This is a genomic window from Pseudonocardia alni (assembly GCF_002813375.1).
Lineage (GTDB): Bacteria > Actinomycetota > Actinomycetes > Mycobacteriales > Pseudonocardiaceae > Pseudonocardia > Pseudonocardia alni.
In genome coordinates, this window is record NZ_PHUJ01000003.1 from 5,337,644 (window position 1) to 5,357,854 (window position 20,211).

Sequence of the window (20,211 nt, forward strand, 5' to 3'; positions counted from 1 at the left end):
CGTCCGCACGACCCACGGAGCCCCGCACACCCCAGGGTGGGCGGGGCTCCGTCGTGCCTAGGGTGTGGGCGTGACCGGCCCCGACCCGACGCCGCCCGGACCCCGCCCGCTGGCCTGGCTCGACACCCACGCCCGCGCCCGAACCGAGGCCGGTCTGCGCCGCAGGCTGTCCCCGCGTCCGGCCGGTCCCGCGGGCGGGCCCGCGCTCGACCTCGCCGGCAACGACTACCTCGGGCTCTCGACCGACCCGCGGGTCGTCGCCGGGGCGACCGAGGCGCTGCGCACCTGGGGTGCGGGCGCCACCGGGTCACGGCTGGTCACCGGCTCGACCGCGCTGCACGCCGAGCTGGAGGCCGAGCTCGCCGCGTTCTGCGGACACGACGACGCCCTGGTCTTCTCCTCCGGCTACACCGCCAACCTCGGGGTGGTCACCGCGCTGACCGGCCCCGGCGCGCTGATCGTGTCCGACGGCGCCGCGCACGCCTCCCTGGTCGACGCCTGCCGGCTCTCCCGGGCCCGGGTGGTCGTCGTGCCGCACGCCGACGTCGACGCCGTCGACGCCGCGCTGGCCGCCCGCACCGAGACCCGCGCGCTCGTCGTCACCGACTCGGTCGGGTCCGCCGACGGCGACCTCGCCCCGCTCGCCGCGCTGCACCGGGTCTGCCGGGCCCGCGGCGCGGTGCTGCTCGCCGACGAGGCCCACGGTCTCGGGGTACGCGGTCCGGGCGGGCGCGGCCTGCTCGCCGAGACCGGGCTGGCCGGGGCGGACGACGTCGTCGCCACCGTGACCCTGTCCAAGGCGCTCGGCAGCCAGGGCGGTGCGGTACTCGGCCCGGCCGCGGTCACCGCGCACCTGGTCGACTCCGCGCGCTCGTTCATCTTCGACACCGGCCTCGCCCCCGCCGCGACGGGCGCGGCGCTGGCCGCGCTGCGGGTGCTCGCCTCCGAGCCCGAGCGGGCCGCGGACGTGCTGCGGGTCGCCGGTGCGCTCGCCGCCGCCTGCGACGCGGCGGTGCCGGTGTCCGCGGTCGTCCCGGTGGTGCTGGGCGAGCCCGGCCCCGCGGTCGCCGCGGCCGCCGCCTGCCTGCGACGCGGTCTGCGGGTGGGCTGCTTCCGGCCGCCGTCGGTCCCGCCGGGCACGTCCCGGCTGCGGCTCACCGCCCGCGCCGGGCTGACCGGGGCGCAGCTGTCGTTCGCGACCGGCGTGCTCGCCGAGGTACTCGCCGACGCCCGGACGGGGGCCCCGGCGTGACCGGGCGGTTCGTGGTCGTCACCGGTACCGGCACCGGGGTCGGCAAGACCGTCGCCACCGCCGCGCTGGCCGCCGTCGCGGTCGCGGCGGGGGAGCGGGTGGCGGTGCTCAAGCCCGCCCAGACCGGGGTCGGCCGGGACGACCCCGGCGACGTCGACGAGGTCGCCCGCCTCGTCCCCGAGGTCACCACCCGGGAGCTGGCCCGCTACCCCGACCCGCTGGCCCCGGCGACCGCGGCCCGGCGCTGCGGGGCGCGCCCGGTGACCCCGGAGCAGGCCGCGGTGACCGCGCGGACGCTGGCCGACCACCACGACCTCGTCCTCGTCGAGGGTGCGGGTGGGCTGCTCGTCCGCTTCACCGACGAGGGCGGCACCCTCGCCGACGTCGCCCGGCTGCTCGACGCCCCGGTCGTGGTGGTCGCGGCGGCCGGGCTCGGCACGCTCAACCACACCGCGCTCACCGTCGAGGCACTCCGGGTGCGCGGCCTGACCTGCGCGGGGATCGTGATCGGGTCCTGGCCGGCGGAGCCGGACCTGGCCGAGCGCTGCAACCTCCAGGACCTGCCGATGATCACCCGGGTGCTGGTCCGGGGCCTGCTGCCCGAGGGCCTCGGACGGGTGACACCGGACCGTTTCGCCGCGGTGGCCCGGGACACACTGGGTCCGATCCAGCCGGGTGACTGGCAGGATCCACGGGCATGACGACCGCCCGGACCGACGTCCTCACCGTCGCGCGCGACCAGGTCCTCGACCAGGGTCGCGGCCTCACCGTCACCCAGGTGCGCGAGGTGCTCGACCTGCCCGACGACCGTCTCGACGACCTCCTCGAGCTGGCCCACCAGGTGCGGATGCGCTGGTGCGGGCCGGACGTCGAGGTCGAGGGGATCATCTCGCTCAAGACCGGCGGATGCCCGGAGGACTGTCACTTCTGCTCCCAGTCGGGCCTGTTCGCGTCGCCGGTGCGCTCGGCCTGGCTGGACATCCCGATGCTCGTCGAGGCCGCCAAGCAGACCGCGAAGACCGGTGCCACCGAGTTCTGCATCGTCGCCGCCGTCCGCGGGCCCGACGAGCGGCTCATGTCCCAGGTCGCCGCCGGCATCGCGGCGATCCGGGACGAGGTCGACATCAACATCGCCTGCTCGCTGGGGATGCTCACGGCCGAGCAGGTCGGCGAGCTCGCCGCGATGGGCGTGCACCGCTACAACCACAACCTCGAGACCGCCCGCAGCCACTTCCCGAACGTGGTCACCACCCACACCTGGGAGGAGCGCTGGGACACCCTGCGCATGGTCCGTGAGGCCGGCATGGAGGTGTGCTGCGGCGGCATCGTCGGGATGGGGGAGACCCTGGACCAGCGCGCCGAGTTCGCCGGGCAGCTCGCCGAGCTGGAGCCCGACGAGGTGCCGCTGAACTTCCTCAACCCGCGCCCGGGCACCCCGTTCGGGGACCTGGAGCCGATGTCCGGGCCGGACGCGCTGCGCACCGTCGCCGCGTTCCGCCTGGCGCTGCCGCGCACGATCCTGCGCTTCGCCGGTGGCCGCGAGATCACTCTCGGCGACCTGGGGGCCCGCAAGGGCCTGCTCGGCGGGATCAACGCGGTGATCGTCGGGAACTACCTGACGACGCTGGGGCGTCCGGCCGAGTCCGACATCGACCTGCTCGGCGAGCTGGAGATGCCGATCAAGGCCCTCAACGAGACGCTGTGACGGCGCCGGTGGGCACGCCGACCCGCGAGGACGGGGACCGGTACTGCGACCAGTGCGGGTCGCCGGACCCCGCGGCCGGGCACGACCGGTGCGCGGCGCGGCGCGAGCTGGAGCCGCCGCGGTTCTGCCCGGACTGCGCACGGCGGATGGTGGTGCAGGTCCACCCGGTCGGTTGGACGGCCCGGTGCAGCCGGCACGGCGAGCGCGCCTCGTCCTGATCCGCCGCCGCGCGCGGCCCCCGCGGTGGCGGGGGCCGCGCCGGCGTCCGCGCAGGTCAGGGCTTGATCAGGACCTTCAGCGCCTCGCGGTCGTTCATCGCGCGGTAGCCGTCGGGGACCTCGTCGAGACCGATGGTGCGGTCGAAGACCCGTCCGGGCTGGATGCGGCCCTCCAGCACGTCGGGCAGCAACTCCTCGATGTAGGCGCGCGCCGGGGCGACGCCACCGTGCACGCCGACGTTGCGCATGAACTCGCCGACGCCGAGCGGGATGTCGGAGTACTGCGAGACGCCGACGCGACCGACCAGCCTGCCGTCCTTGGTCACCTCGATGGCGGTGCGGATCGCCTCCACGTAGCCGACGCACTCCAGCGCGGCGTCCACGCCGTCGCCGCCGGTCAGCTCGCGCACCTTCTCGACCGCCTCGTCGCCGCGCTCGGCCACGACGTCGGTGGCGCCGAACTCGCGGCCCAGGTCGGTGCGGTCGGTGTGCCGGCCGAGCAGGATGATCCGCTCGGCGCCGAGGCGCTTCGCCGCGAGCACCGCGCACAGCCCGACCGCGCCGTCGCCGACGACGGCCACGGTGTCCCCGCGGCGGACCCGCGCCGAGACCGCGGCATGGTGGCCGGTGGAGAACACGTCGGACAGGGTGAGCATCGACGCGAGCAGCGCGTCGTCCGGCTCGCCCGGCATCGGGACCAGGGTGCCGTCGGCGAACGGGACGCGCACCGCCTCGCCTTGACCGCCGTCGGTACCGTCGGAGCCCCAGCCGCCGCCGTGCCGGCACGAGGTCTGCAGCCCCTGCGCGCAGAAGTCGCAGGTGTTGTCGGCCCAGACGAACGGTGCGACGACGAGCTGGCCCGCAGTGCGGTTCCGCACCCCGGACCCGACCTCCTCGATCACGCCGAGGAACTCGTGGCCGATCCGGTCGCCCTGCGGGTTGTCGTCGGCCGAGTTGTACGGCCACAGGTCGCTGCCGCAGATGCAGGAGCGCAGCACGCGCACGATCGCATCGGTGTCGTCACGGATGACCGGGTCCGGTACGTCGGACGAGACCCGTATGTCGTGCGTGCCGTGGATCAGAGTCGCCTTCATGCCCCCGGCCTTCCCGTATGCGGAACCGTTCATGCGCGCCCGGTCGTCGTGACGTGCCGCACGTGCGGCAGGCTGGGCGGCATGGCGATCAACTGGGGCTCGGTGCTGCGCAAGGCCGCGGATCTGGCGGTGCAGTTCCTGAAGGACTCGCAGAAGGACGGACGGGCCCCGCGGCGCGGTCACGGCGGCGGCGCCCGGCCCGGCCCGCCGCCGACGGCCGGGCGGGTGCGCACCGCGCCCACCGGCGACCGCGCCCGCCGGATCGCCTACGCCCCCGAGCCCGACGGCGCCGCGGACCCCGGCGAGATCGTCTGGACCTGGGTGCCCTACGAGGAGGACGCGAGCCAGGGCAAGGACCGGCCGCTGCTCGTCGTCGGGCGCTCGGCCGGCGAGCTGCTCGGGCTGATGCTGTCCAGCCAGGACAAGCGGGCCCACGACCCGGACTGGGTCGGGATCGGCTCCGGCGCCTGGGACCGCGAGGGCCGCGACTCCTACATCCGGCTCGACCGGGTGCTGGAGGTCGAGGAGCACGGCATCCGCCGGGAGGGCGCGGTGCTGGACCGGGCACGGTTCGACCGGGTCGCGGACGAGCTGCGGGCGCGCTACGGCTGGCGCTGAAACCCGGGTGCGCCGCACGGGCGCACCCGGTACGGTCGCCGTCATCATGAGGCACTGACGACCCCCTCGACCGCGGACGCGGCACACGCCCCTGCGGTCCTCCTCCGTCTCCACCGGAGTCGTCGTCATGTCATCGACCGAGCAGGTCCACGCCGTCACCGCCCGCGGGCTGGTCCGTTCCCACGCCACCCGCGCCGGCCGTCCGCCGGTGCTCGACGGCGTCGACCTCGTCGCCGCGCCGGGCACCCGGGTCGGCCTGATCGGGGAGAACGGCTCGGGCAAGTCCACACTGCTGCGGCTGCTCGCCGGCCTCGACACCCCGGACGGCGGGACGCTCACGGTTCCCGCGGACCGGGTGTACCTGCCGCAGGAACCCGACCTGGGCGACGGAGGGACCGTGGGCGACCTGCTCGACGCGGCGCTGCGCCCGCTGCACGACGCCGTCGCCGAGCTGGAGCGCCTGGCCGCCGGTCTGGCCGACGGCACCGGTGCCGCCGCCTACGACCGGGTGCTGGCCTGGGCGATCGCCCACGACGCGTGGGACGCGGACCGGCGCGCCGAGGTCACCGCGGGCACGCTCGGTGTCGCCGATCTGGAGCGGGACCGGCCGGTCGCTACCCTGTCCGGGGGCGAGCGCACCCGGCTCGCGATGGCCGCCGCCCTGGTCCGCCGCCCCGCGGTGCTGCTGCTCGACGAACCCACCAACCACCTCGACGATGCCGCCCTGGAGCTGCTGGAACGCTCGCTGGTGGAGCTGCCCGGCGTCGTCGTCGCGGCGAGCCACGACCGCACCTTCCTCGACCGGGTCTGCACCGAGCTGCTCGACCTCGATGCCGGCGAGCTCGGCACCGACGGGTACGGCGGGCGCCGGTACGGAGGTTCGTTCACCGAGTGCCTCGACGCCGCCGCGGCGAGCCGCCGCCGCTGGGAGGAGCGCTTCGCCGCGGAGCAGGAGGAGATCGCCGCGCTGCGGGACAAGGCGCGGGCCGGACTGTCGACGATCGCCCCCGGGCGCGGCCCGCGCGACAACGACAAGTTCATCCACGCCTTCAAGGGGGCGGGCGTCGAACGCACCCGGGCCCGCCGGGTCCACGACGCGCAGCGCCGCCTGGAGGCCGCCGAGCGCGAGGCGGTCCGCAGGCCGCCCCGGCCGCTGGAGTTCGCCGGGCACCTCACCGGCGACGCCGCGGCCGGCGGGCTCGCCGTGTGCGTGCGGGACCTGCGGGTCGACGGACGGCTACGGCTCAGCCTGCTCGACCTGGCCGTGGGGGAGAAGCTGCTGGTCACCGGCCCGAACGGGGCCGGGAAGTCGACCCTGCTGGCGGTCCTGCACTCCGACCTCCTACCGGACGCGGGCACCGTGGACGTGCGGGCGCGCCGGGTCGGGCTGCTGGCCCAGGACCCCGACGTCGGCCCGCCCGACCGCAGCGCCGCGACCGCCTACGCCGACGCCGTCGGCGCGGAGCGGGCGGAGACCGTCCCGCTGCGCGAGCTGGGGCTGCTGCACCCGCGTGAGCACGGCACCGCGGTCGGAGAGCTCAGCCTCGGCCAGCGGCGGCGGCTGGCGCTGGCCGTCGCCGTCGCCGACGCCCCGGACCTGCTGCTGCTCGACGAGCCGACCAACCACGTCTCGCTGCGGCTGGCCGGGGAGCTGGAGTCGGCGCTCGGCACTGCGCCGGGGACCGTCGTCGTCACCTCGCACGACCGGTGGCTGCGCCGGCGCTGGGAGGGGCCGCACCTCGCCGTCGGCGGGTGAGCTCAGTTCGGGCTGTGCTCGTCGGAGAACGACCCGAGCGGCGCGGGCACCGCCCGCAGGGTCTCCAGCAGGCCGCGCTCGCGGGCGAGCAGCCGGCGGATCTCCCGGAGCCGCTGCACCGCGCTGGTCTGCTCCAGCAGGAGCTGGCGGTCGCCCAGGGGCAGCAGGCAGTCCCCGGCCAGCAGGTGCGCGAGGTCGGCGGTGGGGGTGTCGTCGGCGGGCTCGGACCAGTCACCGGTCCGCCACGCGGTGTCGCAGTACTCGCGGTGCGCCGCGCGGGCGGAACGCTCCAGCATCGCCACCAGCCGCGGGTCGGCCTCGTCGCCGGTGTCGTCGGGCAGGAACTCGACCTCGCCGCTGAGGTAGGAGTGCGAGTCCGTGTCGAGGTCGAGCAGCCGGAAGCGGCGGGCCCCGCGGGTGACGACGTCGTAGCGGCCGTCGGGCAGCCGGCGGGCGTCGATGAGCACCGCCGTGCAGCCGACGGCGTGCATCCCGGAGGCCCCGGAGCGGTCCGGCGAATGGCCCTCGCGCACCGCGACGACACCGAACTCGCGGTCGGGGACGGCACCGGTGAGGAGGTCGACGGTGAGCTGGCGGTAGCGGGGCTCGAAGATGTGGAGGGGAAGCGCCGCACCCGGCATCAGCACCGTCCCCAACGGGAACAGCGGGAGCATGGCGGACACCGGCTCACGGTAGTACGCCCTCGCGGGGCCCGCCGGGTCGCGCAGGTGGCCGGAGCACGGCGAACGCGTCGGTGACCCGCATCCCGCGGTCGGTGAACCGGAACACCGCGGCCGGGCGGCCGCCGGAACGGCCCGACGGGACGACCTCCCCGGTGGGCTCCAGCAGGCCGCGACGGGTGAGGACCCGCTGCAGGTTCGTCGCCGACACCTCGTGGCCCAGCGCGGCGACGTAGTGCTCGCGCAGCGCCGAGATCGTGAACTCCGCGGGGGCGAGCGCGAACCCGAGGTTGGTGTAGGACAGCTTGGCGCGCAGGCGGTCCCGCCCCGCCGCGACGATCGCGGCGTGGTCGAACGCGGTCGCGGGCAGGTCCTCGACGTCGTGCCACGCGGTGTCCCCGGGCAGCTCGGGGTCCGCGTCGGAGGGGACCAGGCCGAGGAACGCGGTGGCGATGCGGCGCTTCCCGGACACGCGGGCCGGGTCGGAGAAGACCGACAGCTGCTCGACGTGGGCGACCTCGCGGACGTCGACCTTCTCGGCGAGCTGGCGGCGCACGGAGGTCTCGACGTCCTCGTCGGGACCCAGGGTGCCGCCGGGCAGTGCCCAGCGTCCGGCGTCCGGGTCCAGGGCCCGCTGCCAGAGCAGGGCGCCCGCCCGGCCCTCCCGGATCCTGAGCACGACGGCGAGGACCTCGTGCAGGGCGGGTGGCGGTGTCACGGGGCCAGCCTAGGGCGGACCGGCCGCGGCACCGGGACGTGACGGCGGGGTGTCCGTCAGGTGAGGCCCCGGTCACGACGGAGGTGCCGGTGGCGCGCGAGCGGTGCTACCATCCGATCAGTTTCCGCCCGCTAGGCGAAAACCCGACACGGCCCGGGAGGGCGCAATGACCGGAACGCTGACGGCACCCGGCCGCACGGGGACCGACCCCGGCTGGGCCGACGAGGTGCGTGCGCTGGCCCGCGAGCGGGACGCGGTCCTGCTGGCGCACAACTACCAGCTGCCCGAGATCCAGGACGTCGCCGACCACGTGGGGGACTCGCTCGCGCTGTCCCGGATCGCGGCCGAGTCCCACGCGTCGACGATCGTGTTCTGCGGCGTGCACTTCATGGCCGAGACCGCCAAGATCCTCAGCCCGGACAAGACCGTGCTGATCCCCGACGCGCGGGCCGGCTGCTCGCTGGCCGACTCGATCACCGCCGACCAGCTGCGGGAGTGGAAGGCCGAGCACCCCGGCGCCGTCGTCGTCTCCTACGTCAACACCACCGCCGCGGTGAAGGCCGAGACCGACATCTGCTGCACCTCCTCCAACGCCGTCGAGGTCGTCGACTCGATCCCGCGCGACCGCGAGGTGCTGTTCCTGCCCGACCAGTTCCTCGGCGCGCACGTCCGCCGCACGCTGGAGCGGGAGAACATGCACGTCTGGGCCGGGGAGTGCCACGTGCACGCCGGCATCAACGGCAAGCAGCTCACCGAGCGGGCCGCCGCGCACCCGGGCGCCGACCTGTTCGTGCACCCCGAGTGCGGCTGCGCCACCTCGGCGCTCTACCTGGCGGGCACCGGCGCGGTGCCGCAGGAGCAGGTCAGGATCCTCTCCACCGGCGGCATGATCGACGCCGCGCGGGCGACCGGCGCGACCGAGGTGCTGGTCGCGACCGAGGTCGGGATGCTGCACCAGCTGCGCCTGGCCGCCCCGGAGATCGAGTTCCGCGCGGTGAACGAGAACGCGTCCTGCCCCTACATGAAGATGATCACCGCCGAGGCGCTGCTGCGGTCGGTCCGCGAGGGCACCGACGAGGTGCACGTCGACCCCGACCTCGCCGCCCGCGGCCGCGCCGCCGTGCAGCGGATGATCGAGATCGGTCAGCCGGGAGGTGGGGAGTGACGGCGCGGGGGGTGAGCTGGGAGGCCGGCGCCGACCTGGTCGTCGTCGGGTCCGGGGTGGCCGGGCTGACCGCCGCACTGGACGCCTCCGCCGCGGGGCTGCGCGTCGTGGTGGTCACCAAGGACGGCATCGACGAGGGCGCCACCCGCTGGGCGCAGGGCGGGGTGGCCGTCGTGCTCGGCGACGTCGCGGGGGACTCGCTCGGCGCGCACGTCGCGGACACCCTGGCCGCGGGCGGCGGGCTCAACGACGCCGACGCGGTCGACGTGATCGTGCGCGGCGGGCCCGGCGCCGTGCGGCGGCTGCGCGAGCGCGGCGCCCTGTTCGACGCGCGCGGCGCCCGCCTGGACCGCACCCGCGAGGGCGGGCACTCGGCGTTCCGGGTGGTGCATGCGGGCGGCGACGCCACCGGCGCCGAGGTCGAGCGGGCGCTGGTCGCGGCGACCCGGGAGGCGGGCGTCACCGTGCTCGACGGGCACGTGGCCGACGACGCGCTGCGCGACGTGACCGGCCGGGTCGTCGGGCTCTCCGTCCTGGCCGGGGACGGCGGTGCGGAGACGGGCGTGCTGCGCGCCCCCGCGGTCCTGCTGGCCACCGGTGGGTACGGGCAGCTCTACTCCTCGACGACCAACCCGGCGACCTCCACCGGCGACGGCGTCGCGATCGCGCTGCGTGCCGGGGCGACGGCGGCCGACCTGGAGTTCGTGCAGTTCCACCCGACCGTGCTCTGGACCGGCCCGGCGGTCGGGCGCCGCCCGCTGGTCACCGAGGCCGTCCGCGGCGAGGGCGCGGTCCTGCGCGACCGGGCCGGGCACGCGTTCATGGCCGGGGTGCACCCGCTGGCCGACCTCGCCCCGCGCGACGTCGTCGCGGCGGCGATCACCCGGCACGCCGCCGAGACCGGCAGCGAGTGCGCCTGGCTCGACGCGACCGGTCTGGCGGGCTTCGCCACCCGGTTCCCGACCGTGTTCGCCTCCTGCCGGGAGGCGGGCATCGACCCGCGGACCGAGCCGATCCCGGTGAACCCGGCGGCGCACTACGCCTGCGGCGGCGTCGTCACCGACACCTGGGGCCGCACCGGCGTCCCGGGGCTGTACGCGGCGGGCGAGGTCGCCCGCACCGGGCTGCACGGGGCCAACAGGCTCGCGTCGAACTCGCTGCTGGAGGGGCTGGTCGTGGGGGAGCGGGTGGTCCGCGCGGTCTGCGAGGACCGGGCCGCGGCCGGGCCCGCGCTGCTCACCGCGCCGGTCGAGCCCGCCCCGGCGCTGCCGGTCGCGGACCGCGCGACCCTGCAGCGCGCCCTGTCGCGCCACGCCGCCATCGGACGGGACGCGACCGGGCTGGCCGCCGCGTCCGACGCGGTCGAGGCCGCCACCGTCGTCGGTGTCCCGGTGGGCCGCGCGGGGGTGGAGGACGCGGCGCTGACCCTGCTGGCGCAGGCGGTGCTGGCCGCGGCGGGGACCCGGCGCGAGTCGCGGGGCTGCCACGTGCGCACCGATTTCCCGGACCGCGACGACGTGCACCAGGCGTCGTCGCTGCGGGTGCGCCTCGACGCGGCCGGCCGGCCGGTGGTCGTCGCCGACGCCCTGGTGGGTGCGGCATGACCCGGGTCGCCGCCGGGGTCGGCGGGGCCACCGGCATCGGGGCCCCGGACGCGGCGGACCTGCGGCGCGTGGTGCGCACGGCGCTGGAGGAGGACCTGCGCTACGGCCCGGACGCGACGTCGGCGGCCACCGTCCCCGCCGACGCCGTGGCCCTCGCCTCGTTCACCCCGCGCGCCGACGGCGTGCTCGCCGGGGCCCCGGCCGCGCGCGCCGTGCTCGACGAGGTGCTGGGGGCGGGCGGCTATGCGGTGCTCGCCGAGGCCGCCGACGGTGACCGGCTCACCGCCGGCGCCCCGGCACTCACCGTGCGGGCCCCCGTGCGTGGGCTGCTCACCGCCGAGCGCACGGCGCTGAACCTGCTCACCCACCTGTCCGGGGTCGCGACGGCCACCCGCGCCTGGGTGGACGCCGTCGCGGGCACCGGCGCCCGGATCCGGGACACCCGCAAGACCCTGCCGGGCCTGCGGCTGCTGGAGAAGTACGCCGTGCGGTGCGGCGGCGGGGTGAACCACCGGCTCGGCCTGGGCGACGCGGTGCTGGTCAAGGACAACCACGTCGCCGCCGCGGGGTCGGTGTCCGCCGCACTGACCGCGGCCCGGGAGCTGGCGCCGGATCTGCCGTGCGAGGTGGAGGTCGACTCGCTCGACCAGCTCGACGAGGTCCTCGCACTCGGCGCCGAGCTGGTCCTGCTCGACAACTTCACCGTCGCGCAGACCGCCGAGGCGGTGCGCCGGCGCGGCGCCGGACCGACGCTGCTGGAGTCCTCGGGCGGGCTGTCGCTCGACGTCGCGCGGGACTACGCGGCGACCGGGGTGGATTTCCTGGCCGTGGGCGGGCTGACCCACTCGGTGACCGCGCTGGACCTGGGGCTGGACCTCGTTCCCGGATCCTGACGAACGACCTCGCGGTGACTCTGCGTTACGGAACGTCGAGGTGGGACCACTGACGGGTACGGATCGCGGACACGTCGCGAACCGCGTCCGTGATCTTGGGCGATGGTGTCACAATCCCGCATGGCCATCGCTCCCCCCGAGTTCGCCGGCCCGTTGCGGTACCGGACGGCAGCTGTACCGGCACGGCGCCGTCGCCGTCCGTTCCGGCCGCTCGTGCCGTCGGTGCCGTTGCTCGTGGCGGCGGGTGCGGGCGTCACCACGCTCGCGGTGTTCCCGCTGGTGTCCGGGGCGTTGGTTGACGACGCCTACATCACCCTCACCTACGCCCGGAACCTCGCGTTCCACGCGCACTGGGGGGTGAACCTCGACGGTGTCGCCCACACCGCGACCTCGCCGTTGAACGTGCTGCTGCTCGCGGCCGTGGCAGCGGTGGTGCGGCAACCGGTCGTGGCGGCGGGAGTCGTGTTCGCGCTCTGCGTCGCGGCGACGGGCTGGTGGGCGGCGCGGACCGCCTCCGTGCGGAGCTGGCCGGTGTGGACCGGGCCCGTGGCCGCGGCGGTCGTGCTGGTGAACCCGCTGCTGGTGTCCACCGTCGGGCTGGAAACCCACCTCGCGGTCGCGCTCCTGGTCGGGCTCTGCTGGGCGGCGACCGTGGGACGGCCCGGTGCGGCCGGGGTGCTGGGCGGGCTGCTCGTGCTCACCCGCCCGGATCTGGCCGTGGTCGTCGTTGCCGCGACGGCCGCGGTGCCGGCGCTGATGCGCCGGGCCCAGGTCGTGTTCGCCGCCGCGGTGACGACCGCCCTGCCGTGGTTCGTGCTGGCCTGGATCCTCCTGGGGTCGGCGGTGCCCGACACGATGCTGTGGAAGGTGGGGGCGGACTGGGGTGGCACGACGGTCCTCAACGGTCTCGGTCTCTATCTCCGGGTGTTCCCCGTGGCGACCCCGCTCGCGCTGATCGGTCCGGTCGCAGGGGCGGTCGCCGGGGTGCTGTGGGTGTTCGCGCAGGGAGTCCGCGCGGTTCCCGCACTGGTGCTGGGCGCGGGTTCCGCCGCGCACCTGCTGGTTTTCTGCTTGCTCGGCACGGCGCCGTACCACTGGTACTACGGCCCCGCTGTCGGTGCGCTGTCGGTACTGGTCGTGTTCGCGCTCGCCGCGGTGTCCGGCTGGGCCTGGGCGCACGCGCCCGAGATCGCCCCGGTCGTGGTCCGCGCGGGTTGCGGGGCAGTCGTCCTGCTCGTGCTCCTCTCGGCGGGTTACGCGGGGCACGACGGGGCGCGCTGGCGGATCGCGCCGATCTCCACCAACCACGCGACGTCCGAGGAGTACGCACGGGTGGCGGGCGGGCTGCACGGCAAGGTCGTCAGCGCGGGGGAGGTCGGTGCGCTGGCCTACTTCTGCGAGGACCGGTGCGCGATCGACGATCCGTTGTCCGAACGTGCCGCCCTGCTGGGGCGGGTCCGGGACCGGATCGACCGCTCGGGCCCTGTCCTCGGCGCCCTGCTGCGGGTCAACTACCTCTTCGTGCGCCCTGCTCGGTACACCCCCGGGACGAGCACGCTGATGATGCGGCGTGGGACCTTTCCCGACGGGGTCGACGTCGCCACACCGTGGAGCGGAGCCGGCAACCTGGTCGTCTTCCCGCGGTGAGCACCCGGCTCACGGCCCGGCCAGCAGCTCCGACTGCACCGGGGCCGGGAAGCGGGCGGAGACCCGCGCCCCGCCCAGCAACGCCCGCAGGCGCTCCGCGGCGTCGTCGACCGCCCGGCGGGCGGCTGGGTCGACGTCGCCGAACAGCCGGGTCACGACGGCGCCGTCGGGCCGCTGCACCCAGGTCCCGGCGACGGCGCCGTCCACCCAGACCGCGGGGCCGCCGTTGCCGTTGCGGTCGAACAGCAGCGGTGCGTGCGCCGGGTCGAGGTACCAGCCGCGGGCCTTCCATCCCATCGTCGTCGGGTCCAGGCTCGGCAGCAGCGCCACCGACGGCCCGGGGTCGGCGACCGGGTCGAGGTCGTCGGGGAGCAGGTGACCGGTGCCGCCGTCGTCGAGCCCGACCTCGACGGCGCCGACGTCGGCCAGCGCGGTGCGGGTGGTGGCGACCGTCCAGCCGGCCCACCACCGCAGGTCGTCGCGGGTGGCCGGGCCGAACGCGCGCAGGTGGGCACGGGCCAGCCCGGCCGCCGCGGCGCGGCGCACGCCGTCGTCGGCGGTGGCGGGCGGGGGAGCGCCGATGCCGCCGGGCACCCAGTCGTCGGCGGCGGCCCACCGGTACTGCCCGTTGACCCAGGTCCCGACCGGCTCGCCGCGCAGCACCCGCCCCTCGAAGCCGAGCACCAGCAGCACCCGGCCGTGCGCGGGCTGGGTCCCGCCGCCGGGCAGCGTGACCCGCCGGGCGGCGAGGTCGGGCAGCGCGACGCCGACCGCGCGGGCCGGGGTCGGGCCGTGCTCGCGCAGCAGCGTCAGCACCCGGTCGGCGGCCTCGGCGTACCAGGCCTGCGGGTCGTCGACGCCGTCCGCCGCGAGCTGCCGCAGCAGGTCACGGCGCTGCACCGCGGCGACGTCCACGGTGGCCGCGTGGTGGGCCAGGGCGGCGTGGGCACGACTGAACACCCACAGCGTGCGGCGCATCGCGTGGTGGCGCAGCAGGGTCCGGTCCTCGTGCAGCGCCGCCGCGACCGGCGCCAGCGACGGCGTCGCCATCCGGGCCGCCGCCGACAGGTACACCGAGACCGGGTCGGTGGAGTGCAGCGCGACCAGGTCGTCGCTGATCGCGACGACGTCGTCGGTGCGGGTGTGCGGGGCGAGCCGGTGCCGGGTCACCAGCCGGGCCCGGCGTTCGGCGTCGCTCACGTGGCGGGTCACGCCGCGGAGACTGCCACGGCCCACCGACGGCGAGGACGTGGCTCACCCCGCCGGGATGGGACCGTGCCGGACCGCCGCCGTATCCTGGGGGCCATGCTCCGCCGCCTCGACCTGCGAGCCGAACCGCTGCCCCGTCCGGCCACCCTGCGCGGCATGATGCCGCGCGCCGAGCTGGACATCGACGCCGCTCTGGAGCGTGCCCGCCCGCTGGTGGAGGACGTGCGCGACCGCGGCGCCGCCGCCGCGCTGGACGCCACCGAGCGCTTCGACCGGGTCCGTCCGGAGACCGTGCGCGTCCCGGCCGAGGCGATCTCCGCCGCCCTGCGCGATCTCGACCCGGACGTGCGCGCGGCACTGGAGACCTCGATCGAGCGCGCCCGGATCGTGCACGCCGAGCAGCGCAGGCCCGACGTGGTCACCCAGGTCGTCCCCGGCGGCACCGTCACCGAGCGGTTCGTCCCGGTCCGCCGGGTCGGGCTCTACGCCCCGGGCGGGCTGGCGGTCTACCCGTCGAGCGTGATCATGAACGTGGTCCCGGCGCAGGCGGCCGGCGTGGAGTCGCTGGTCGTCGCCTCCCCGGCGCAGGCGGAGTTCGGCGGACGCCCGCACCCGACGATCCTGGCGGCGGCCGCGCTGCTCGGCGTCGAGGAGGTGTGGGCCGTCGGCGGCGCCCAGTGCGTCGCGCTGCTGGCCTACGGCGGCACCGATACCGACGGCGCCGAGCTGGAGCCGGTCGACATGGTCACCGGCCCCGGCAACGTCTACGTCACCGCGGCCAAGCGGATGCTGCGCGGCCTGGTCGGGATCGACGCCGAGGCCGGCACCACCGAGATCGCGATCCTCGCCGACGACACCGCGGACGCCGCGCACGTCGCCGCGGACCTCATCTCGCAGGCCGAGCACGACCCGAACGCCGCATCGGTGCTGGTCACGACCTCCGACGCGCTGGTGGAGCGGGTCGAGGCCGAGCTGGAGACCCGGGTCGGCGCGACCAAGCACACCGAGCGGGTGCGCACCGCGCTGACCGGGCCGCAGTCCGGGGTCATCCTGGTGTCCTCGACCGCCGACGGGGTCGCCGTCGTCGACGCCTACGCCGCCGAGCACCTGGAGATCCAGACCGCCGACTCCGGGGGCGACGCGGCGAAGGTCCGCAACGCCGGTGCGATCTTCGTCGGGGCCTGGTCGCCGGTGTCGCTGGGCGACTACTGCGCCGGGTCGAACCACGTGCTCCCGACCGGGGGCTGCGCGCGGCACTCCGGCGGGCTGTCGACGGCGACGTTCCTGCGCGGCATCCACGTCGTCGACTACGGACGCGCGGCGCTGGCCGAGGTCGCCGGCCGGGTCGTGACCCTGGCGAACGCCGAGGACCTGCCCGCCCACGGCGAGGCCGTGACCGCCCGGTTCGAGGGGGCCGGGGCGTGACCGCCGGGTCGACGGTCCGGCTCGCGGACCTGCCGCTGCGCGAGGACCTGCGCGGGAAGAGCCCGTACGGCGCGCCGCAGCTCGACGTCGCGGTGCGGCTCAACACCAACGAGAACCCGTACCCGCCGCCGCCCGAGCTTGTCGCCGACGTCGCCGCCTTGGTGGAGGAGGCGGCCCGTGAGCTGCACCGGTACCCCGACCGCGACCTCGTCGCGCTGCGGGGCGATCTCGCCGCCTACCTGTCCCGGCAGACCGGGGTCGAGCTGACCACGGCGAACCTGTGGGCCGCGAACGGGTCCAACGAGATCCTCCAGCAGATCCTGCAGACCTTCGGCGGTCCCGGCCGGACCGCGCTCGGCTTCGTGCCCAGCTACTCGATGCACCCGATCCTCGCCTCCGGTACGCAGACCGAGTTCGTCCCGGTGCCGCGCCGCGACGACTTCACCCTCGACATCGACGCGGCCGTCACCGTCCTGGCCGAGAAGGCCCCGGACGTCACGTTCGTGACCAGCCCGAACAACCCGACCGGGCAGTCGGTCGCCCCGGCCGACCTGGCCCGGCTGGTCGACGCCGCCCCCGGCATGGTCGTCGTCGACGAGGCCTACGCCGAGTTCGCCGAGGCCACCGGCCGCCCGAGCGCCACGACCCTGCTGGCGACGCACGGCCACAAGCTCGTGGTGTCGCGGACGATGAGCAAGGCGTTCGCCTTCGCCGGCGGTCGGCTGGGCTACCTCGCCGCCGCGCCCGCGGTGATCGACGCACTCCAGCTCGTGCGACTGCCCTACCACCTGTCGGTGCTGTCGCAGGCCGCCGCGCGGGCCGCGCTCCGCCACGCCGAGGCCACCCTCGGCTCGGTGGCGCTGCTCGCCGCCGAGCGGGACCGGATCTCCGGCGAGCTGGCCGCCGCCGGCTACGACGTCGTGGCCTCCGACGCCAACTTCATCCTCTTCGGACGCTTCGCCGACGCCGGCCGCGCCTGGAAGGGGTTCCTCGACCAGGGCGTGCTGATCCGCGACGTCGGCATCCCCGAGCGGCTGCGGGTCACCGTCGGCACGCCGGAGGAGAACGACGCCTTCCTCGCCGCCGCCACCGACCTCGCCACCCAGGAGCTGTTGTGATGACCGACAAGGTGAGCCGCATCGGACGCGTCGAACGCGTCACCAAGGAGACCCGCATCGTCGTCGAGATCGACCTCGACGGCACCGGGCGCACCGACATCACCACCACGGTCCCGTTCTTCGACCACATGCTCGACGCGTTCGGCAAGCACGGCAGCTTCGACCTGTCCGTGCACGCCGAGGGCGATATCGAGATCGACTCCCACCACACCGTGGAGGACGTCGCGATCGTGCTGGGACAGGCGATCCGCCAGGCGCTGGGGGACAAGAAGGGCATCCGCCGCTTCGGCGACGCCTGGATCCCGATGGACGAGGCCCTCGCCCAGGCCGTCGTCGACGTCTCCGGCCGGCCCTACACCGTGTGCACCGGCGAGCCGGAGATGATGCGCGGCTTCGTCGTCGGCGGGCACTACCCGACCGTGCTGAACAAGCACGTCTTCGAGTCCCTGGCCTTCCACGGGCACCTCGCCCTGCACGTCCGGGTGCTCGACGGCCGCGACCCGCACCACATCACCGAGGCCGAGTTCAAGGCCGTCGCCCGCGCGCTGCGGGCCGCGACCGAGCCCGACCCGCGGGTCACCGGGGTGCCGTCCACCAAGGGCGCCCTCTGACGGAATGTTGAGCCCTCAACTTCTGTTGCAGAGGGCATGACGAAGATCGGGTTCCTGTCGTTCGGGCACCACGGAGAGGTCCCCGGGTCCCGGACCCCCACCGCCGCCGACGCGCTGCGCCAGACCGTGGAGCTGGCGCGTGCCGCGGAGGACATCGGCATCGACGGCGCCTTCGTGCGCGTGCACCACTTCGAGCGCCAGCTGGCCGCGCCGTTCCCGCTGCTCGCAGCGATCGCGGCGACCACCAGCCGGATCGAGATGGGCACCGGCGTGATCGACATGCGCTACGAGAACCCGCTCTACATGGCCGAGGAGGCCGCCGCGACCGACCTGCTCTCCGGCGAGCGGCTGCAGCTCGGCGTGAGCCGGGGCTCGCCCGAGATCGCGCTGAACGGCGCCGAGGCCTTCGGGTACCGGCCCGCCGACGGGCAGACCCACGCCGACGCCGCCCGCGCCAAGGCCGAGGTGTTCCTCGCCGCGATCCGCGGTGCCGGGGTGGCGCCCGCCGACCCGTCCCGCACCCGCGGGCGGCACGTCGCGCTGCCGGTGCAGCCGCAGTCCCCGGGCCTCGGCGACCGGATCTGGTGGGGCGCGGGCACCCGGGCCACCGCCGAGTGGGCCGCGACCCAGGGCATGAACCTGCAGAGCTCGACGCTGCTCACCGAGGACACCGGCGAGTCGTTCGACCGGCTGCAGGCCGAGCAGATCCTGCGCTACCGCGAGGCCTGGGCCGCCGCCGGGCACGACCGCACCCCGCTGGTGTCGGTGTCGCGCAGCGTCATCCCGGTCACGACCGACCTCGACCGCCGCTACTTCGGTGAGCGCGGCGAGGACGACCAGGTCGGGGTCCTCGACGGCGCCCGGTCCCGGTTCGGCCGCAGCTACGTCGGCGACCCGGACCGGATCGCCGCCGAGCTCGCCGAGGACGCCGCGGTGCGGGAGGCGGACTACGTGCTGTTCACCGTGCCCAACCAGCTCGGTGTCGAGTACAACGCGCACCTGCTGCGCTCGATCGCCGAGCGGGTCGCCCCGGCGATCGGCTGGGCGGCGGCCGGTCACCAGGTGGCGGCGGCGGTCCCCAGCAGCTGAGGCGGGCCGGGCAGCGGCGCGGGCCGGCCGTCGAACTCCAGCGGGAGCACGGGTTCGACGAGCCGGCCCATCGGCCCGTCGACGGCGTGCGTGGCGATGGTCGCCGTACCGGGCCGGGGCAGGTCCGCGACCTCCGCCGCGGTGAACATCCCGAGCCCCCGGACCCAGGTGCAGACCCCGGCGAGGGTGACCCGCACCCGCCACGAGCCGCCCTCGACGGCGCGCCGGCGCAGCGCCGCGAGCACCCCGGTGGCACCGAGCCAGGCGGCGAGGTAGTCGTTGAGCAGATGCGTCGGCGGTAGCGACGGGGTGCCGTCCCGGCCCTCCTCGACCGCGAAGCCGGTCGCGGAGCAGGCCAGCTGGTCGAACCCGCCGCGCGCGGCCCACGGCCCGTCGGCGCCCCAGCAGTGCAGGTCCAGCGCGACGATCCCGGGCCGCAGCGCGGCCAGGTCGGCGGGGCCGAAGCCGCGGGCGGCGGTGCCCCGGTAGGCGTTGACGAACACGTCCGCCCCGCCCACCAGCTCCCGCATCCGCCCGGCCTGCGCCGCCTCGCGCAGGTCCAGCCAGGTGTTGCGCTTTCCGCCGCCGGTCAGCGCGACCATCGCGAGCGGGTCGGGCAGGTCCGGGCGGGACACGTGCAGGACGTCCGCGCCGAAGGTGCCGAGCAGCTTCGTGGCGACCGGCCCGGCGATCACGTGGGTGTCGTCGAGCACGCGCAGCCGGTCCGGGACCGGGGCGGGTGCGGCGTCGCCGATCCGCTCGATCTCGACCACGGGGCGGCCGGCGAGATGCCTCCCGGCGGGGTGGGCCGCCCACTGCTCCCCGGTCCGGACGGCGGCGGCGACCCCGCCGGCGTCGCACACGGCGTCCTCCAGCTCGACCGCCCGCCACCGGGCGGCCTCCTCGGCGATGCGCCCGCCCAGCGGCGGGCAGTCCAGCACCCGGCACACCGCGTCGCGCTGGTGCGGGTAGGTGGTGATCAGGAAGATCCAGCCGTCGGCGGTCCGACGGAACCCGTTGTTCGCCAGCGCGGTCGGGTCCTCGGCCACGGACTGCACGTCCACGCCGCCGAGGGTCGTCAGGAACGGAGCCCGCAGCGTGTCGATCGCGTCGGACGCCCGGACGGTCACCTCGCGGGGCGCGCCGCCGGCGTCCTCGGCGAGGCCGCAGACCTGCAGCCCGAACGCCCCGGCAGCCGCGGACATGGCGTCGGCGAGCCGGTGCACCGACGGCGTGAGCGGGTCCGAGCCCGTCACCCGCAGCGTCGAGCGCACCGGGCGAGCGTCCGGCAGCAGGGCCGCCGCCGTGTCGGCGGCGGAGGGGAACCGTGCGGGCGGGGTCGTCGTGGTCATGACTCCAGCCTGCGACGGGACGACGGAACTCTCCACGTTCTCCGTATATCCGTAGAG

The 20,211-nt window shown here is 75.8% G+C and carries 19 protein-coding genes; 14 read left to right on the plus strand and 5 right to left on the minus strand.

The window, feature by feature from the left end:
* Positions 1-70 precede the first annotated feature (70 nt).
* From ATL51_RS26195 to bsaP, 4 genes are read left to right on the plus strand one after another with little or no spacing between them, the layout of a single operon-like run.
* Entirely contained in the window at positions 71-1,252 is a 1,182-nt protein-coding gene (locus ATL51_RS26195) for an 8-amino-7-oxononanoate synthase (protein ID WP_100880952.1), read from the plus strand.
* On the plus strand, positions 1,249-1,953 hold the full coding sequence (gene bioD / locus ATL51_RS26200) for a dethiobiotin synthase (protein WP_301549200.1): 705 nt from the start codon (positions 1,249-1,251) through the stop codon (positions 1,951-1,953). Before ATL51_RS26195 ends, bioD begins: the two co-directional genes overlap by 4 nt.
* The gene (bioB, locus tag ATL51_RS26205) at positions 1,950-2,957 is read left to right on the plus strand and encodes a biotin synthase BioB (protein ID WP_073573904.1); all 1,008 of its coding nucleotides are present in this window, start codon (positions 1,950-1,952) and stop codon (positions 2,955-2,957) included. Before bioD ends, bioB begins: the two co-directional genes overlap by 4 nt.
* A complete protein-coding gene (bsaP, locus tag ATL51_RS26210; RefSeq protein ID WP_073573903.1) occupies positions 2,954-3,175 on the plus strand; it encodes a biotin synthase auxiliary protein BsaP in 222 nt (73 codons plus the stop codon). Before bioB ends, bsaP begins: the two co-directional genes overlap by 4 nt.
* A gap of 56 nt (positions 3,176-3,231) precedes the next feature.
* Here bsaP and ATL51_RS26215 read toward each other — a convergent pair whose 3' ends face one another.
* A complete protein-coding gene (locus ATL51_RS26215; protein WP_100880954.1) occupies positions 3,232-4,269 on the minus strand; it encodes a zinc-dependent alcohol dehydrogenase family protein in 1,038 nt (345 codons plus the stop codon).
* Between the two features lie 81 nt (positions 4,270-4,350).
* On the opposite strand from ATL51_RS26215, the gene ATL51_RS26220 reads away from it, so the two are divergent.
* Both ATL51_RS26220 and ATL51_RS26225 read left to right on the plus strand, forming a co-directional pair.
* Positions 4,351-4,887, plus strand: coding sequence for a type II toxin-antitoxin system PemK/MazF family toxin (locus ATL51_RS26220; protein ID WP_100880245.1), 537 nt, complete (start codon positions 4,351-4,353; stop codon positions 4,885-4,887).
* A 127-nt stretch (positions 4,888-5,014) separates the two neighbouring features.
* A complete protein-coding gene (locus ATL51_RS26225) occupies positions 5,015-6,643 on the plus strand; it encodes an ABC-F family ATP-binding cassette domain-containing protein (RefSeq protein WP_100880246.1) in 1,629 nt (542 codons plus the stop codon).
* 2 nt (positions 6,644-6,645) lie between these two features.
* On the opposite strand, the gene ATL51_RS26230 is transcribed toward ATL51_RS26225, so the two are convergent.
* Together ATL51_RS26230 and ATL51_RS26235 are read right to left on the minus strand one after the other, a co-directional pair.
* Entirely contained in the window at positions 6,646-7,317 is a 672-nt protein-coding gene (locus tag ATL51_RS26230; protein WP_167410109.1) for an LON peptidase substrate-binding domain-containing protein, read from the minus strand.
* A 13-nt stretch (positions 7,318-7,330) separates the two neighbouring features.
* Positions 7,331-8,041 carry an NUDIX hydrolase gene (locus ATL51_RS26235; RefSeq protein ID WP_100880248.1) on the minus strand — a complete coding sequence of 237 codons (711 nt, stop codon included), beginning with the start codon at positions 8,039-8,041 and terminating at the stop codon, positions 7,331-7,333.
* A 166-nt stretch (positions 8,042-8,207) separates the two neighbouring features.
* Between ATL51_RS26235 and nadA the strand changes: the two genes are divergently transcribed.
* The 4 genes from nadA to ATL51_RS26255 all read left to right on the plus strand — a co-directional run bounded on the left by nadA (position 8,208) and on the right by ATL51_RS26255 (position 13,350).
* Positions 8,208-9,206, plus strand: a complete 999-nt coding sequence (gene nadA, locus ATL51_RS26240) for a quinolinate synthase NadA (RefSeq protein ID WP_100880249.1) — start codon at positions 8,208-8,210, stop codon at positions 9,204-9,206.
* Positions 9,203-10,810, plus strand: coding sequence for an L-aspartate oxidase (locus ATL51_RS26245; RefSeq protein ID WP_100880250.1), 1,608 nt, complete (start codon positions 9,203-9,205; stop codon positions 10,808-10,810). Before nadA ends, ATL51_RS26245 begins: the two co-directional genes overlap by 4 nt.
* A complete protein-coding gene (nadC, locus tag ATL51_RS26250) occupies positions 10,807-11,703 on the plus strand; it encodes a carboxylating nicotinate-nucleotide diphosphorylase (protein ID WP_100880251.1) in 897 nt (298 codons plus the stop codon). The genes ATL51_RS26245 and nadC overlap by 4 nt, the downstream gene beginning before the upstream one ends.
* Positions 11,704-11,823: 120 nt before the next feature.
* On the plus strand, positions 11,824-13,350 hold the full coding sequence (locus ATL51_RS26255; protein ID WP_157818537.1) for a hypothetical protein: 1,527 nt from the start codon (positions 11,824-11,826) through the stop codon (positions 13,348-13,350).
* Positions 13,351-13,359: 9 nt separating this feature from the next.
* Here ATL51_RS26255 and ATL51_RS26260 read toward each other — a convergent pair whose 3' ends face one another.
* Positions 13,360-14,562, minus strand: a complete 1,203-nt coding sequence (locus ATL51_RS26260) for a winged helix DNA-binding domain-containing protein (RefSeq protein WP_208623074.1) — start codon at positions 14,560-14,562, stop codon at positions 13,360-13,362.
* 93 nt (positions 14,563-14,655) lie between these two features.
* Here ATL51_RS26260 and hisD point away from each other — a divergent pair, with 93 nt between their 5' ends.
* Genes hisD through ATL51_RS26280 form a run of 4 tightly spaced genes read left to right on the plus strand, consistent with a single transcriptional unit; the run spans position 14,656 to position 18,802 of the window.
* Positions 14,656-15,984, plus strand: coding sequence for a histidinol dehydrogenase (gene hisD, locus ATL51_RS26265; protein ID WP_100880254.1), 1,329 nt, complete (start codon positions 14,656-14,658; stop codon positions 15,982-15,984).
* Positions 15,981-17,102 carry a histidinol-phosphate transaminase gene (locus ATL51_RS26270; RefSeq protein WP_100880255.1) on the plus strand — a complete coding sequence of 374 codons (1,122 nt, stop codon included), beginning with the start codon at positions 15,981-15,983 and terminating at the stop codon, positions 17,100-17,102. The genes hisD and ATL51_RS26270 overlap by 4 nt, the downstream gene beginning before the upstream one ends.
* Positions 17,103-17,113: 11 nt before the next feature.
* Positions 17,114-17,713, plus strand: a complete 600-nt coding sequence (gene hisB, locus ATL51_RS26275; RefSeq protein ID WP_208623216.1) for an imidazoleglycerol-phosphate dehydratase HisB — start codon at positions 17,114-17,116, stop codon at positions 17,711-17,713.
* 36 nt (positions 17,714-17,749) lie between these two features.
* The gene (locus tag ATL51_RS26280) at positions 17,750-18,802 is read left to right on the plus strand and encodes an LLM class flavin-dependent oxidoreductase (protein ID WP_100880256.1); all 1,053 of its coding nucleotides are present in this window, start codon (positions 17,750-17,752) and stop codon (positions 18,800-18,802) included.
* Here ATL51_RS26280 and ATL51_RS26285 read toward each other — a convergent pair.
* A complete protein-coding gene (locus tag ATL51_RS26285) occupies positions 18,769-20,154 on the minus strand; it encodes a CoA transferase (RefSeq protein ID WP_100880257.1) in 1,386 nt (461 codons plus the stop codon). The two genes, ATL51_RS26280 and ATL51_RS26285, sit on opposite strands and share 34 nt — an antisense overlap.
* Positions 20,155-20,211 lie beyond the last annotated feature (57 nt).